Origin of the sequence: Labrenzia sp. C1B70 (genome assembly GCF_000475395.1) — a bacterium.
In the GTDB taxonomy this organism is placed as follows: domain Bacteria; phylum Pseudomonadota; class Alphaproteobacteria; order Rhizobiales; family Stappiaceae; genus Roseibium; species Roseibium algicola.
In genome coordinates this window covers 113,055-128,572 of record NZ_AXCE01000014.1, presented here as the reverse complement: position 1 = coordinate 128,572, position 15,518 = coordinate 113,055, and the positions used below count along the sequence as shown (strand labels likewise).

The 15,518-nt window shown below is 57.9% G+C and carries 7 protein-coding genes; 3 read left to right on the top strand and 4 right to left on the bottom strand.

From position 1 onward, the window contains the following. Window positions 1-40: 40 nt before the first annotated feature. From Q666_RS52670 to Q666_RS52660, 3 genes are all read right to left on the bottom strand, one after another. A complete protein-coding gene (locus Q666_RS52670) occupies window positions 41-1,399 on the bottom strand; it encodes an aminotransferase class I/II-fold pyridoxal phosphate-dependent enzyme (protein WP_022999434.1) in 1,359 nt (452 codons plus the stop codon). Between the two features lie 26 nt (window positions 1,400-1,425). Next, window positions 1,426-9,033, bottom strand: a complete 7,608-nt coding sequence (locus tag Q666_RS52665; RefSeq protein WP_022999433.1) for a type I polyketide synthase — start codon at window positions 9,031-9,033, stop codon at window positions 1,426-1,428. Window positions 9,034-9,402: 369 nt separating this feature from the next. After that, the gene (locus tag Q666_RS52660; protein WP_022999432.1) at window positions 9,403-10,941 is read right to left on the bottom strand and encodes a trimethylamine methyltransferase family protein; all 1,539 of its coding nucleotides are present in this window, start codon (window positions 10,939-10,941) and stop codon (window positions 9,403-9,405) included. Window positions 10,942-11,289: 348 nt separating this feature from the next. On the opposite strand from Q666_RS52660, the gene bmt reads away from it, so the two are divergent. Next, window positions 11,290-12,318, top strand: coding sequence for a betaine--homocysteine S-methyltransferase (gene bmt / locus Q666_RS52655; protein WP_022999431.1), 1,029 nt, complete (start codon window positions 11,290-11,292; stop codon window positions 12,316-12,318). Between the two features lie 230 nt (window positions 12,319-12,548). Further along, window positions 12,549-13,892, top strand: coding sequence for a ferredoxin reductase family protein (locus Q666_RS52650; RefSeq protein ID WP_022999430.1), 1,344 nt, complete (start codon window positions 12,549-12,551; stop codon window positions 13,890-13,892). A gap of 40 nt (window positions 13,893-13,932) precedes the next feature. On the opposite strand, the gene Q666_RS52645 is transcribed toward Q666_RS52650, so the two are convergent. Further along, window positions 13,933-14,931 carry a hypothetical protein gene (locus Q666_RS52645; RefSeq protein WP_152533380.1) on the bottom strand — a complete coding sequence of 333 codons (999 nt, stop codon included), beginning with the start codon at window positions 14,929-14,931 and terminating at the stop codon, window positions 13,933-13,935. 155 nt (window positions 14,932-15,086) lie between these two features. On the opposite strand from Q666_RS52645, the gene Q666_RS52640 reads away from it, so the two are divergent. After that, on the top strand, window positions 15,087-15,512 hold the full coding sequence (locus Q666_RS52640; protein ID WP_022999428.1) for a PaaI family thioesterase: 426 nt from the start codon (window positions 15,087-15,089) through the stop codon (window positions 15,510-15,512). Window positions 15,513-15,518 lie beyond the last annotated feature (6 nt).

Here is a 15,518-nt window from a genome sequence, read left to right as displayed (position 1 = left end):
CCGTGTCCGGCAATTGCGGGAGGCATGATGCCCAAATCTTTTAGCGCGTAGCCTTGATAAGCCTGTCGACGGCGGTTCCGTCCGCGCGCATGGCGTCGAGTTCGGAAGCCGTTGTCTCAACAGCGCGCCGGATCTGGTCTTCGGTATGTTCGCTCGTAATGAAGAAGCGAATGCGCGCTGATTTTTCAGGCACGGCCGGAAAAATGATCGGGAGGGCATTGATTCCCTTTGCGAGCAAACGATTGGAAAGTGTTGCGGCACTTGCAGAATCGCCGACAATGACGGGAACCACCGCGTAGCCGGCACTGGGGCCGGTGTTCAGTCCGGCTTCCTTTGCGAGCTCCAGAAAGAGTGCTCCGTTCTTCTGAAGCTTTGCGACCCGCTCAGGTTCCTGCTCGAGCAGTTCGGCAGACGCAATGGCAGCGCCCGCGAGCGCGGCGGAAAGTCCAACGGAAAACACGAAACCCGGCGCAGACACTTTGAGGTAGTCGCACAGGACCTTGGATCCGGCGATATAGCCACCGCAGGATGAGAAGGTCTTGGACAGCGTCCCCATCCAGATTTCGACTTCAGTCGGGTCTATTCCTAAATGCTCGGCGATGCCCTTGCCGGTCTTGCCGAGGACACCGATGGAATGTGCTTCGTCGACCATCAGCCAGGCGTCATAAGCCTGTTTGAGCTTCACGACCCGCTTCAGGTCCGGGAAATCTCCATCCATCGAATAGAGACCTTCCACAACAACAAGCACCTTGTCGAACTTGTGTCGATGATCTGCGAGCATCTTTTCCAGAGCATCAAGATCATCATGAGGGAAGTTCATGCGGGTCGCGCCGGACAGGCGAACACCTTCGGCAATCGAGTTGTGCACGAAAGAGTCTGTCAGGACCAGATCACCCTTGTGGACCAAATGGCCGATCGTCGTGACGTTGGTGGCATGACCGGACACCATGACGATCGACGATTCCACACCGTGGATCCTCGCCAGCGCTGCTTCCAGTTCTGCGTGGAACGGGCGCTCGCCGGCAACAATACGGCTTGCGGAAACGCTCGTGCCGAATTTGTCGACATAGGCCTTTGCGGCCTCGTTGACCTTGGGGTGCCCGTTCAGGCCGAGGTAGTTGTAAGAAGCGAAATTGTCGTAGTTGCTGCCGTTGATGACGCTCGTACCCGCTGCCAGCCCGTCGTGAGGTCGGAAAAACGGATTTTCGATCCCCATCATATCTGCCGCAGCTCTGTGCATCTGCAATTGCTTGACCTGCGGCAGCTCCTTGAAGTCATAGACCTTGCGCTTCGGGGCTGCCGCTTGTGGACGTGCCGACGAAGACGTCGCCCGTCCACGCGCAGAACGGCGGTTGGCTTTCAAGCTGTCCATCAGCTTGGCGCGATCATCAGCGCCCATACCAGTCAATCCTTTTATGATGCCGCTTACAGGAAGGAACCAAGTTCGCGGCTCTTGTTCTCAACTTCGGCAGCAATGTCGGAAAGATCTTCCGTTTCCTGACGCTGGTCATCCACGTGCAAGCTGGCGAGCTGCTGCGTTTCATCCGAAATTCCGGAGGCATTTTCTTCGCCCAGAACCCGGTTTGCAACTCGGCTGGACAGGTCGATCAACGTCGCTCCGTTTGCGAGAGACATCAATGGAATGTCGATCCCCAGCTGCCGTTCCGCACTCATGCGCAGCTCGAGAGCCATCAGGGAATCCATGCCGATGTCCGACAGCGGCTTGTGCGGATCGATCTCTTCAGGTGCAATCCGCAGGATCTTGCCGATTTCGGCGGCCAGAAGCTTGGCAACAGTCTGTGCGGCAGTGACCTGATCCATGCCTTCCAGCATGGCTGCAAGGTCGATCGCTCCGTCTGCGCCGGTTTCGTCCTCGTCACCAAGGCCAAGCAGACCGACCAGAGGTGTGCCGACCAGTGCCAGATCCTTGCGTGCCGCCTGCCAGTCGATACGCGCATATCCAAGCGCCGCAAGGCCAATGTCTTCCTGCGAAGGCTGCACCATAAGGGCCATGAGCCCGTCGAGCGCTTCCTTGGCAGTCAAGGCATGGCGTCCGAGCTTGCGGGACAGCATCTCGTTGACATCTTCGTTGCGGGCCAGATACCCGGCGTCGGAGATTGCACCCCAGGCGACAGCAAGGCCCGGCCGGCCTTCGGCCCGGCGTTTGCGTGCAAGACCTTCCAGGTAGCCGTTGGCGGCGACGTAGTTGGCCTGACCAGGGTTGCCGACAAGGGTCGTGGCGGACGAATACAGCACGAAATGATCGAGCGGATCGTCGGATGTCAGTTTGTCCAGCAGTTCCGCGCCGCGGACCTTGGGCGCCAGCACTTTTGTCAGGCCGTCATGATCCATGTTGGCGATCAGCACGTCATTCAGCACCATCGCCGTGTGGAACACGCCCTTGATCTGATGTCCTTCAGCCCGGATCTCTGCAAGCGCCTTCTTGACTGCTGCTTCGCTGGTGATGTCGCAGGCATAACCCTTGATCGAGATGCCGCGCTTGGTCAGTTGCGCGTGAACCTCCTGGGCGTCTTCACTTGAAGCGCCCCGGCGGCTGAGAACCGCAAGCGACTTGGCACCGTGATCGGCAAGGCGGTGGAGCAATGCTGCACCGAAGCCGCCAAAGCCACCGGCAACGACGTAAACAGCCTCACCGTCAAACGAGATCTCGCGCTTGGTCGGCACGTTTTCGGGAACCGCGGGCGGGCGGATCACGATCTTGCCGATATGGCCCGCCTGCTGCATCAGCCGGAAGGCGTCGACCACATCTGCGGCTTCGAACAGGCGATGCGGCAAGGGACGTAGCGTGCCCGCTTCGAATAGCTCGACAAGCTTGACGAACAGGTCGACGGCCAGCTTTGGCTGACGGGTCAGAAGCTGGTCGGCATCGATACCGAAGTAGGTCAGGTTCTGACGGAACGGACGCAGGCCGATCCGGGTGTTGCCGTAGTAGTCGCGTTTGCCCAGTTCCAGGAAGCGGCCGAACGGTTTCAGAACCTCAATGCTGCGTTCCATGGCTTCGCCGAACAGCGAGTTGAGAACCACATCGACGCCTTCGCCGGCAGTTTCTTCCATGACGGCGTCAACGAATGCCAGACTTCTGGAGTCCAGAACGACATCTGCCCCGAGCAGCTTCAGGGTGTTGCGCTTGTCTTCGGACCCTGCAGTCGCAATGATTTTCGCACCACGCCACTTGGCAATCTGCAATGCGGCCAGGCCGACGCCACCGGCACCTCCGTGGATCAGGACCGTTTCCCCTTCAGAGAGCGCCGCCAGATGCACAAGGGCATAATAGGCAGTGAGGAAGGTGACCGGGATCGTCGCAGCTTCTTCCGCGGAAACCGTACTCGGCATCGGCGCACAGCCACTTTCGTCGACCGTAACATGAGATGCAAAGCAGGCCGGGGCGAAGGTGATGACCTTGTCACCCGGTCGGAAGCGGGTCACGTCCGGACCACAGCCCACAACATGACCACAGCACTCCATGCCGAGTGTCGGTCCGGCAAAGCCATCTTCGAGAGCTTCTTCCGGCAACAGGCCAAGTGCCCACATCACATCGCGGAAATTGAGACCGCTGGCTTCAACGGCGATTTCCACGTCCTTGCCTTCAAGCGGCTTGCGCTCAACGGCGTGCCAGGAGAGCTGGTCCAGGGAGCCTTGGCGCAGGATATCCAGCCGCATGGCGGGTTTGGCGCCTTCCGGCAACGTGACGCTTGATAGGACGCCACCTTTTACAAGGCGGATACCGGAACGGGTTTTGCTGTCGAGAACGATTTCCCGTTCGCAATTGGCTACCAGGATTTCGTCGGCCACACGTGCAGCAGCTATCCCTGGCTCCAGATCCGGTGAGACGTCGATCAGCTTCAAGTTCGCGTCCGGGTATTCGTTCATGACCACACGGCCAAACGCCCAGATCCCGGCTTGCTCGGGAGCGGCTGGCTTGCCACCGGCTATATCCTGCGCGCCGGCTGGTGCCAGAACAGTGAACTCGCCGCCGTTTGGTCCCAACGCCTTGAGAAGTGTCATCAGGCTGAAGGCACGACTATCAACAGATGCGAGAGCGTCGGCCGGGGCAGCATATGCACCGAGCAGGTGAACGACCCGGCCGTTATGTGCGGCAACAAGCGCGTTGAGCGCTTCGTCGGCCACCTGGGCATCAACTTTGTCGCCAAGCGCAACACTCCAGATGTCGTCGCCGAGCTGTTCGGTAACTTCACCCGGAACAAGAAGGGTGGCAGTGTGCCCTTTTCGGGTCAGGCAAGCCTTCAGACCTTCGGCGAGACGGTGAGACGCGCCCTCTGAGCTGGTCAGGAGAAGATATTTTTTCTTCTCGGCTTCAGCTTCCGGTGCTTCTTCGTCGGTGTCCGATGCTTCTTCAGCGCGATCACCCGCACGTGCGCACAGGAGATCGGCTTCAATCAAAGTGCTCTTCAGCGGTACGGTCTGGACCTCGGCCAAACCCGCAGCTTCCAGCGTCTTGGTCCAGTCTGCCTGTTGCCTGGAAATCGGGAACTCGGCAGTTGCGCCTTCGTCCCACCAAGACGAGCCGACGCCCATGATAAGGTCGGTGAGCGGATGAGGCAGCGGTTCTGCGCCAAGCACCAGCCCGCCTGGAACCATGGATTTCGTAAACCGCTTCAGCGTGTCGGCATCGATTTCCGCAAGAGACGTATCGAACAGTACGATGTCGAAATGCCGGTCGAAGGTAAAGGATGCTTCGCCTGGTTCAACAAACTCTGTCGCCGAACTGCCCTGCCACAGACGCTCGCCCCTGCCAACTGCGGAGGACGTTGCATCTGTTACGGTCAGCGCCATGTAGGTGGGATCAAGCGCTGCATCGATCGCTGCAGCGAGGCCACCGTTTGCCCCAACCAGAAGGACCCTTAGTGCCTGGTCACTCGGCCAGCTGGAAATCAGGCTTTGCACACCTGACTGCAGGGCCGACGACAGGGCCCGCTTGCCAGGAGAGGAGGAGCGGTAGGCATCGAACAGGCTGGAAGAATATTCCTTGCCGGAAGCTTCCTGAAGGCCGAACTTCAGGATATCGGACAAACCCGTCCAAAGTCGTGCCAGCAATGCTGCCTCGGCGATATGTTCGCCGCCGCCATCGGTCAGGGCTTGCAGAAGCGCCGATGCATCCGGATTGCCAGACGGATCCGTGAGTTCAAAACCTTCGTCGCTTTCCGTGCACAGTCCGCTTTCGGCCAGCCAGCCAAAGAGACTTGCCGCAAGCGGCACTGCCGTTTCATGCAGACCGCCGGCCGCGACAAGCGACGCCAGTTCAATTTTCCGATCTGCGAATAGATCGAAAAGAGTCTTGTGCGCAATCGTGCGACCCAGCGCTTCGATCAGAACACGGCTGTCGTCGAGTTCCTGGTCGTCGGCGCCCAGAAGGTCCAGATTGCCTGCCAATGAAGGCAAGCCTTCGAAGGTTTCCTGAAGCGGCGAGATACGGTCCTGCGCAGGAAGCAGCGTCGCAATCTGGCGGTAGACCAGATCGTCGGGACGTGTGTCCTGTCCAAGAGTAACCGCCTTGAACCGGGTCTTGGTCAAGCGGGCGATCGTCAGGCCGTCGGCATCCAGGAACTCGAAGCTTGCTTCGATCGAGCGCGGAGACGCCTTTGTGACTTCGATACGCACGGAAGCCGGCAGGGTTTCCGGTGCCAGAAGACGCAATGTGCCAAGTCGGATCGGCAGGAAGGATGTGTTTTGCGGAACGTCCTCGACACCATCCAGGAGCGCAAACAGGCCATGGAAACCGGCATCCACCAAAGTCGGGCAGAGCGAGAACGAGTAATCTGCGAGGATCTCGTCCTGCGGCAACAGCGTAACGGTCGCGCTGGTATTCGAGTGCTTGACCACTTTATCGGCACGGCGGAACGCTGGACCGTAATTCAGGCCAAAGCTCTTGGTGACCGTGTAAAGCGTTTCGTGATCGAGTTCCGACAGAACGCTGTCGCCGGGTTTCGCCCATGGAGTCCTGGAAGTCGTTGAAGGCGTCAGGAATGTTCCCCGGGCATTCAAGGACCAGTCGTTGTCGGACAGGCGCGGTCGCGACAGGATCTCGACCACATGATCGTCAGGCGAGATACGGACCTGGGTTTCCCAGACTTCATCGCCTTCGATTACCAACGGACGAAGAATGTCGAAGTCGCGCAATTCGATCTGGTCGCTCCGGCTCCACCGGAGCGCTGCGCGCAGGCTCATCTCGATATAGCCCGCGGCCGGATAGACGATGCTTTCCTCGACCTTGTGATCCTGCAGGAAGGGCAGGGAACCGCTGTCGATGTGGTTGAACCACTCCGCAGTGTCCTGACGCAGACGGTATCCCAGCAGCGGCCAGGTCTGACCGAACATGAAATCGACGCGTTCAGGGCTGTTTTCCGGGCGATACTCGGAGTTCTGCCAGGGGTAGGACGGGAGCGGAACCAGATGCCCTGGGCGTTCGCCGACAAACCGGATCAGGTCGGTCTGGCCGCCATGTGCCACAACGGATGCGGCGATCTTGTCAAGCGGATTGCCTGCTGCGGCAGCTGCTTTCTTGGAAGGTTCCTTGAGCGTTTCAAGAACCTTGGCCTTCTTGCCTTTGGCCCGCAGGACGTCGTTTACATAGGTGCCGAGAACAGGCTTGGGACCGATCTCGATCAGGACAGAGAAATCATCTGTTGCCATGTTTTCCATGGCGGCGGCAAACCGGACTGGCTGACGAACGTTGTGCCACCAGTATTCTGCATCGACGCGGACATCGCGTTCATCCGGCGTAACCGTCGAATAGAATGGAAGCGACACGTCTGTGGGCGCAAGACCATCCAATGCAGCAAGAAGAGGCTTCTCGATCGGGTCAACCAGAGCGCTGTGGAACGGATACGCCAGGTTCAGGCGCCGCATGGCCCACTTTTTCTTGCGGGCAAACTTCGCAAAAGCATCCAGGCTTTCGCTGTCGCCGGAAATTGTGACGCTTCGCGGGCTGTTGTCGGCAGCGAGTTCAAGTCTCGGCAGTCCGCTTTCCGCGATGGCGGCAACTGCCTGATCTGCCGGCAGAAGCAAGGCAGCCATGGACCCGAGATCCCTGACGACTTCCTGTTCGCTGGAACGGGCACGGATGACGCGGACTGCTTGTTCGAGGTTCAGGGCGCCTGCACACCAGGCTGCGGCAACTTCACCGACCGAATGACCTGCGGTCCCGGCAGCAGTAATGCCGCGCTGGCGCAGTGATTCCACAATGCCGACCTGAATTGCAAACAGAAGCGGCTGCGCGATTTCGGAGCGCTCAAGATCGGCTTCAAGGTCTTCTGCAAAAAGCGTTGTGACGAGCGACCAACCGCTCAGACCCATGAAGATCTTGTCGACCTTGTCAAATGCGGTCCGGAATGGCGTGTCGGCCTGGTAGGCTTCCTGGCCCATACCGGCCCATTGAGACCCGTTTCCGGAAAAGACAAACCCGACCTTCGCATTCGACTTGATGACGCTGCCAGACACGACATCTGCGTTTTCATCGCCGCTCTCTGCGAATGAACGCAGTGCGTCGAGTTTTTCCGCCTTGGTCTTGCCGAGAACAACAAGTCGCTCAGAAAGCAGATCGCGACCGTGGGCACTCGAGGCAATCACATTGCCGGCTGTTTCATCCGCCTCGTTGTCGAGACGTTCGGCGAACTTGCCGGCTAGTTGCTGCAGGGCTTCCTTGGACCGGGCACTGATGACCAGCGGCGCGTCAACCGGTGCTGTCGAAGCTTCGGCGGTTTCAGGATCAGGATCGCCTATGACGGCGTGAGCGTTCGTGCCACCGAAACCGAAGGAATTGACCCCTGCAAGTCTGCGGGTGCCATTGCGCTCCAGGGAAATGGCTTCACCGGCAACCTTGAGGTTCAGCTCGTCAAACGGAATATCCGGGTTCGGATTTCTGAAGTGCAGCGACTGCGGCAAGAGGTCTTCTCGCAGCGCCATTACGGATTTCAGAAGTCCGACCAGACCGGAAACAGGCTCAAGGTGACCGACGTTGGTCTTGACGGACCCGATGGGCAGCGCCTTGTCGCGTTTCTGGCCAATAACCTTGCCAAGCGCATCCGCTTCTGCAGGGTCACCAACGCGCGTACCGGTGCCGTGTGCCTCGACGAAGGCAAGATCCGTGGGATTGATTTCCAGGCCTTCGTAAATTTCTCGCAGAAGGTCTGCTTGCGCATACGGGGACGGAAGCGACAGGCCGACAGTGCGACCGTCGGCATTGATGCCGGTTGCAAGCAGCTTGCCGTGGCTCTTTGCACCTTCCGGAATGCCAGCACGCGCAGCACGCAGAACGACTACTGCGCCGCCTTCGGAGCGCACGTACCCATCGCCATTGGCGTCGAATGCCTGGCAGAGGCCTGTCGGCGACAGCATTGTGGCGCGGGAGAAGCCGACAAAGGCAAACGGGCTGAGCAGAAGGCTGACGCCGCAGACGATCGCGGTATCGATCTGGCCGGACTCGATGGCGGAAACCGCTTCGTGCAATGCGACGATGGAAGAGGAGCAGGCGGTGTCGACCGTGAAGCTCGGGCCTCTGAGGTCGTAGATGTAGGAAATGCGGTTGGAAACGATCGACAGCGTGTTGCCGGTCATGAACTGCATGTCGGCCATGGCCGGATCGACCAGGAAGCGATGGTGGTAATCGAGAGACGACGCACCTACATAAACGCCGGTGTTCGAGCCGGCCAGGTCACTGGGGCGGATATTGGCGTGTTCCAGAGCTTCCCAGACCAGTTGCAGCAGCAATCGCTGCTGCGGATCCATCTGCACGGCTTCACGCGGAGAAACACCAAAAAAAGAGGGGTCAAATCCCCACACATCATCCAGCTGCCCGGCAGCCCAGGTGTAGGTCTTTCCAGACGTGCTTTGGACCGGGTGTCCGAAGCGGGCCAGCGGCCAGCGGTCTTTGGAGACAGACGTAACTGCGCATTCGCCGTTTTTCAACAATGACCAGAATTCGGCAGAATCGTTGGCGCCGGGAAGGCGGGTAGAATAACCAAGAATATCGATATTTGATGTAAGCGACGCCACAGAACAACCTGTTTTTATTAGTTGGGTACAGTCAAGCTATTGATTTTCATAAGAAAACTTACAGTTTATAAACAGTCATTTCCGCATGCTCCCTCGAGATAAATCGCAGACCGGCGCGACCCAGTCCCAGTGCTGCCATGCGTAAGCTTATCCCATGCCAAACAGCGTTTCCAGCTACCTTGCAAACGCAGGGTTTGGCAACCTTTATCCCATGGAGAAATGCTGGAAAAGGCTAGATACATAAAAAATCGTATTTCTTCTGAGTGTTGTTAAGAAGCGTCGATGCGTTGCAAGAACAGATTTTGAAAATCTCTTGAAAAACAAACGCCCCGCGCGAGGGCGGGGCGTTTTTTGGTGTTCGGCTGCGGATCAGACGTTGCTGTCCGGGAAAGACGCCTTGCGTTCGGTCATGAAAGCCAGCAGCGCCTCGTCGATGCCCGGGTCAAGTTCGGGGCCCGTGTAACCCGCCAATTGTTCCTTCCAGCGGGCATTGGCACGTTGTGCGGCATCCAGTTGCCCGTCTGCGAGCCATTGCTCGTAGGAGTTATTGTCGGCGATCGAGGACCTGAAGAAAGCGCTCTCGAAATTGCGCTGCGTGTGCGCAGCGCCGAGGAAATGGCCACCGGGACCGACTTCCTGAAGCGCGTCCATCGCCAGAGTTTCATCAGAGATTTCGATGCCCTTGGCAAGTACATGCATCATGCCGAGCTGGTCGGCATCCATGACGAACTTTTCGTAGGAAGAGCACAATCCGCCTTCCAGCCAGCCGGCTGCGTGAAGGCAGAAATTCACACCTGATTGCAAGGTGGCCAGAATGGTCTGCGCGGATTCCTGCGCAGATTGCGCATCCGGGCTCTTGGATGCGGTGAACGAGCCACCTGAACGGAACGGCAGGTTGAGCCTGCGGGCGAGTTTTGCTGCCCCGTTGAGAAGCAGGGAGCCTTCCGGGCTGCCGAAAGTCGGGGCGCCGGATTGCATGGAGATCGAACTGACGAATGCACCGAAAACGACCGGAGCACCGGGACGAATCAACTGGGTCAGGGCACAACCGGCCAGAGCCTCTGCCAACACTTGCGACAGCGTACCGGCAACGGTTACCGGGCTCATGGCGCCTGCCAGGATAAACGGCGAAACGATACAAGCCTGATTGTGCTTGGCGTAAACCTTGAGAGCACCAAGCATGGTGGCGTCGAAAACCAGAGGCGAATTGGCGTTGATCAACTGGATCATGACGCAGTTCTGATCGACGAAGTCCTCACCGAAGGTGATCTGCGCCATCTTCACGGAATCTTCGGCGCGTTCCGGTGCGGTGACCGACCCCATGAACGGCTTGTCGGAATATTTGATATGGGAATAGACCATATCGAAGTGCCGCTTGTTGACCGGAAGGTCGACAGGCTCACAGACGGTGCCGCCGGAATGATGCATCCACGGCGACATGTAGGCGAGCTTCACGAAGTTGCGGAAGTCCTCGATCGTGCCATACCGCCGGCCCTTGTCGAGATCGGTGACGAAAGGGGGGCCGTAGACCGGAGCAAAGACAAGATTGTTGCCGCCGATTTCAACGTTGCGCGCAGGGTTGCGGGCATGCTGGGTAAATTGGGAAGGGGCCGTCTTTACCAGCTCCTGAAGCATGCCCTTTGGAAAGCGGACACGTTCGCCGTCGACTTCCGCACCGGCTTCTTTCCAGATACCGATAACTTCGGGGTCGTCACGGAATTCAAGTCCGATTTCAGCGAGAATGCGGTCGGTATTGGCTTCGATCCGTTCCGCGCCTTCATCGCTCAAAATGTCGAAGTTCGGAATGTTGCGTGAAATGTAGGGAATGGCCAGGCCGGCAGGTCCGGCTTGCCGGCGCTCGCGGCGGGCGCTTCTTCCTCGACGGCCAGATGGGGCGGCGTCTGACATCTTATGCTCCCAAGATGATTTTGGTTGCGCGTAGTCTTTATCAGGAGCCCTGACAACCCGGCTCCATAACCGTCGCACAATACCGTAAAAGCGTCATGGCGCTTTGTTGCTTCATTTTCGCCGGAAAGTCCATTGACTTCGCACAGTGAAAAGTGGTTTCGGAATTGGCGACCAAGCGAAGGTCGAGGTCACCTTGCCGTACAGAAATACCGCCTTTACGCCTAACCGCGCAGGCCAGGGCTTCGTAGAAGATAATTTGCGCACATGGATTTCCCGGTGCGGTCTGCTATTGCAGAAACAGGCCTGAAAACGGGCGAAGACGACACCAACAAGACGAAAGACTGCTGAATGTCCAAGCTGGAAGAGCTCCTTGCCCAGAAGGGGGCGTTGCTTGCCGATGGTGCAACCGGAACGAACCTGTTCGAAATGGGTCTCGTTTCCGGTGACGCCCCGGAATTATGGAACACGGATGAACCGGAAAAGATCACTGCGCTTCACAAGTCGTTTGTCGATGCGGGATCCGATATCATTCTGACCAATACCTTCGGTTGCAATCGTCATCGGTTGAAGTTGCACAAGGCGGAGGGGCGCGTCAGGGAACTCAACATTGCCGCCGTCAAGCTGGCGCGCGATGTGGCCGAAGCTTCCGGACGGACGGTTCTGATCGGAGGCTCCGTCGGACCGACCGGCGAACTTTTCCAACCCCTTGGCGCACTCAGCTATGAAGAGGGTGTTGCAGCCTTCGAGGAACAGATGGAAGGCCTTGTTGAAGGTGGTGCCGACATTTTGTGGGTCGAAACCATGTCAGCCGTCGAAGAAATGAAGGCAGCCGCTGAAGCAGCGCAGAATTTCGACTTGCCATTGGTCATTACTGCCAGTTTCGATACAGCCGGCAAGACGATGATGGGTCTTTCCCCCAAGGGGCTTGGCGACCTTCAGAGCCAGTTTGCCTGCACGCCCGTCGCGATCGGGTCCAATTGCGGTGTCGGTGCGTCGGATCTGCTGGCAGCGATCATGGACATCACCGAAGCCTATCCTGATGCGATAATCGTGGCGAAAGCCAACTGCGGCATCCCTCAGATCAAGGGCGATGAAGTGGTCTACACCGGAACGCCGGAGCTGATGGCAAAATACGCACATATGGCCCTTGATGCCGGTGCGCGTATTGTTGGTGGTTGCTGCGGTACGTCGCCGATCCATCTGGCTGCAATGCGCGCAGCTTTGGATGCCCACCAGGCGGGTGCCCGGCCGACGCTGAACGAGGTGATTGCCGAAATCGGTCCGCTTGTTTCGCCTCCGAACAAGGAAGCTGATGCCGCCCGCGCAGAAAACGACGGTTCGGGCTCCGGCCGACGCAGAGGGCGCAGGCGCAGCTAGATCTTGCGCTCAAGCCACAAGTCAGGGTTTTTAAAAGGCGCCAATAGGCGCCTTTTTTCGTCGAAAGTCCTGCAACAGTGTTGCAGCTGTCACGTAAGCCCTCTAACGCATCCCGATCGTTTTGCGGAAGGTCGGCAAGTCGCGATGCTGCATGAGCAGGAACTGCGCGCCGTCCGATCCGCAAGCTAACGGAACCGCTTCGAGCCTGAAGCCAGAAACGGACACATGTTTTGCGCCCTGTTGGACTTGCACTGATTGCTCTGGCTGCCCTGATCCCTCTTTTCTGGTTCGCCCCGTTGGCTGCATCGCGAGATCCGGTGGCGCTTTTCAGCCAGTATCTTGGAACCGCTGCATTGATCGTGATGGGGATCAACCAATTCCTGGCGACGCGCGTGCCGGGGCTGGAACTCGTGTTCGGGCCGCTCGACCGGATCTACGTTTTGCACAAATGGCTCTGCATCATCGCGATGGTGGGCCTGGGACTGCACGACATCATCGATGCGGATATGGACGGTTTGCGTGGTGGGCCGCTGGCCGACGCTGCTGAAGACATAGGTGAGGTTAGCCTTTACGGTCTTCTGATCCTGGTGCTGGCATCCGTCATCACCTTCATTCCCTACCACTTGTGGAAGTGGAGCCACCGGCTGATCGGCGTCTTCTTTTTCATGGGAGCATTCCATTACTTCTTCATTGAAAAGCCGTTTGCGAACGCAGACCCGCTCGGGCTTTACGTTTCTGCGTTCTGTGTGCTCGGCCTTGTTTCCTATGTCTGGATGTCTGTTCTGCGGCCGTTGGCACCACGTGGCCACGCCTACAAGGTTGCCTCCGTTCGTCACATCAATGGCCTGACGGAAGTGCTCCTGGAGCCTAGGGGGCGAGGGCTGAAACATGTGGCCGGACAGTTCGCCTTCCTTTCGGTAAAGGGAGGAGGCTTGACGGAGGAACATCCGTTTACACTCAGTGCCGCGCCACGCGATGACAGGTCTCTGCGTTTCACGATAAAGGATCTCGGCGACTACACCAGCCGCCTGTACCGCGAGCTGAAGGTAGGTATGGAGGCTACGGTTTCCGGTCCTTATGGCAATTTCTCGATGCCGTCTGGACGGGATCCTCAGGTCTGGATTGCCGCCGGTGTCGGAATAACTCCCTTCCTTGCGTTTGCGCAGACGCTGAAACACCGGGAGAGCGGGCCGATAAAGCTCTACTATTGTGTGCGCGAGCGTGGCGACATTCCATATGTGGCTGACCTTCAGCATTTGGCCGAAGAAACCGGCAAGCTTGAGCTGATGATCGTCAATTCGCTTGAAGGCGTCAGGCTGACGCCCGAACGGATTGTCGAAGACCTGAAGGGCGACCTACGCAATGCCCATGTCTTCTTTTGCGGGCCTGCGTCCCTTCGCAAGACACTGAAGAGCAGCCTCGTGTTGAAGGGCTTGAGAGCCAGCCGTTTTCACTTCGAGGAGTTTCAGATGCGAACCGGTATTGGCCTGGGCAGACTGACGGTCTGGCTTTGGGATCGGGGAATTTACGCCATCGAAAAACGCCGCGCCGAAAAGACACAGCCAGCAGAATAGGGCCTCCGACCTGCGAAAGCCCGCTTCGTGCGGGAAGGGCTTATTGCAGCCAGGGAGCTGTTGCACTCCAGAAGATGATGTCAACTCCAAGATAGTCGGTGGCAAACTTGATAAATTCCGAACGGGTAAAGGTCTTGCCCGTTTCCGGATTGACGTACTCCAAAGTGGGCTCCTGGATCGCCATCGCGATGACCGGCAATTTGTCCCGGTACTGGTGAAAGAAGGGGTAGGAATTCTTCATCTGTGCTTTTCGATGCGGAACGATATCGGGACCGCCCAGACCGATTCCGAGTTCGGCTGCTTTTTCGAAACTGCGCTGCATGTAGCCTTCACTGTTTTCCCACTCGCATGGCCAGAAGTTGACGTATTGAACGACATGGGATGCCTGGAACGCTTTGCGCGCATGGACCATGTTTTCCAATGTCGCGTTGAAATAGGCGTCGCAACTGAAGCCCGTCTCGTCCTTGCGTCTGTCAATGTCGATCGAGCTTTCCGGCAGGTTGAGGCCTTCGATGCGGCCATCGAACTGGTCCGCAAGGGCGGTCAATAGAGCCTGGTAACGGGAGCGAACCGCTTCATTCCATTGAACGGCTACCCAGCCTTCTGGTGTCGGGGTTTCGGCTTCACTGTCGTCCACCTGCCGGGCAAGGCCGCCTGCAGAGAGCGGATCTTTCAGCAAATAGTCCGGCACAAAGCGAGCACCTTCCCAGAAGAAGCGGTCCTGAAGTTGGAGAAAAAACGCCTTGTCGTATTTTTGGGCTACGGCGAGGTCCCGCTCGATTGCGGAAAAGTCATAACGACCTTTTTCCGGTTCAAGCATTCGCCAGTTGTAGAGGATCTGAACGCCCGAAATCGCTGGATTGTGCAATAGCTCACGTGTCTCGGAAAACGCACCTGCACTGGTGTAGAGGTAATGTTTGACGTCGGCCAGGGCGATACCGGGGAACGTCATTATCGAGGCAGCCACTACAAGCGACGGCAAGGGGCGAAGGCTGCGAGCGGAAAATACTTTGCGCAAGGCTGCAATCAGTCTGATCAATTGAAGACCCTCACTATTCAAAAACGAAAACCTGACAGAGGACTGAAGTGAGGCCCTTGTGTGTCTGGATCCGCTTTTGCCCAAGAAACGAATTGACGTGAACGTAAGATGAAATCAGATTATGGATTGAAAAAGAAAGTGGTAGGGGAGGCTACATGACACCGGTTATGACTGAGACCGAAATCATGGAAATGCTGGACAAGGAATTTCCGCAAATCCATGCAGGTGGTCGTGTTTATGCGATCGACAGCGTCTCACCCGGGAAAGCGGTCCTGCGCCTTTCCGCCAACGAGCTGCACCTGCGCCCGGGGGGCACAGTCTCCGGTCCTTCCATGATGGCGCTTGCCGACCTGGCCGCTTACGTCGTGATCCTGGCTCATATTGGCCCGGTTGCGCTTGCCGTGACCACAAATCTCAACATCAACTTTCTGCGGAAACCTGAGGCGGGAGATCTTCTCGCCACGTGCCGCCTGTTGAAACTCGGCAAGCGTCTTGCCGTTGTCGATTGCGAAATTGCAGGTGAGGGACAGGAAGAACTCGTGGCTCATGCCACGGCGACCTATTCCGTTCCTCCCCGCTGATAGTAT

Coding starts and splice junctions, on each gene's coding strand:
- Q666_RS52670 (WP_022999434.1), bottom strand. CDS start 1,399: ATGGGCGCTGATGATCGCGCCAAGCTGATGGACAGCTTGAAAGCCAAC.
- Q666_RS52660 (WP_022999432.1), bottom strand. CDS start 10,941: ATGTCAGACGCCGCCCCATCTGGCCGTCGAGGAAGAAGCGCCCGCCGC.
- bmt (WP_022999431.1), top strand. CDS start 11,290: ATGTCCAAGCTGGAAGAGCTCCTTGCCCAGAAGGGGGCGTTGCTTGCC.
- Q666_RS52640 (WP_022999428.1), top strand. CDS start 15,087: ATGACACCGGTTATGACTGAGACCGAAATCATGGAAATGCTGGACAAG.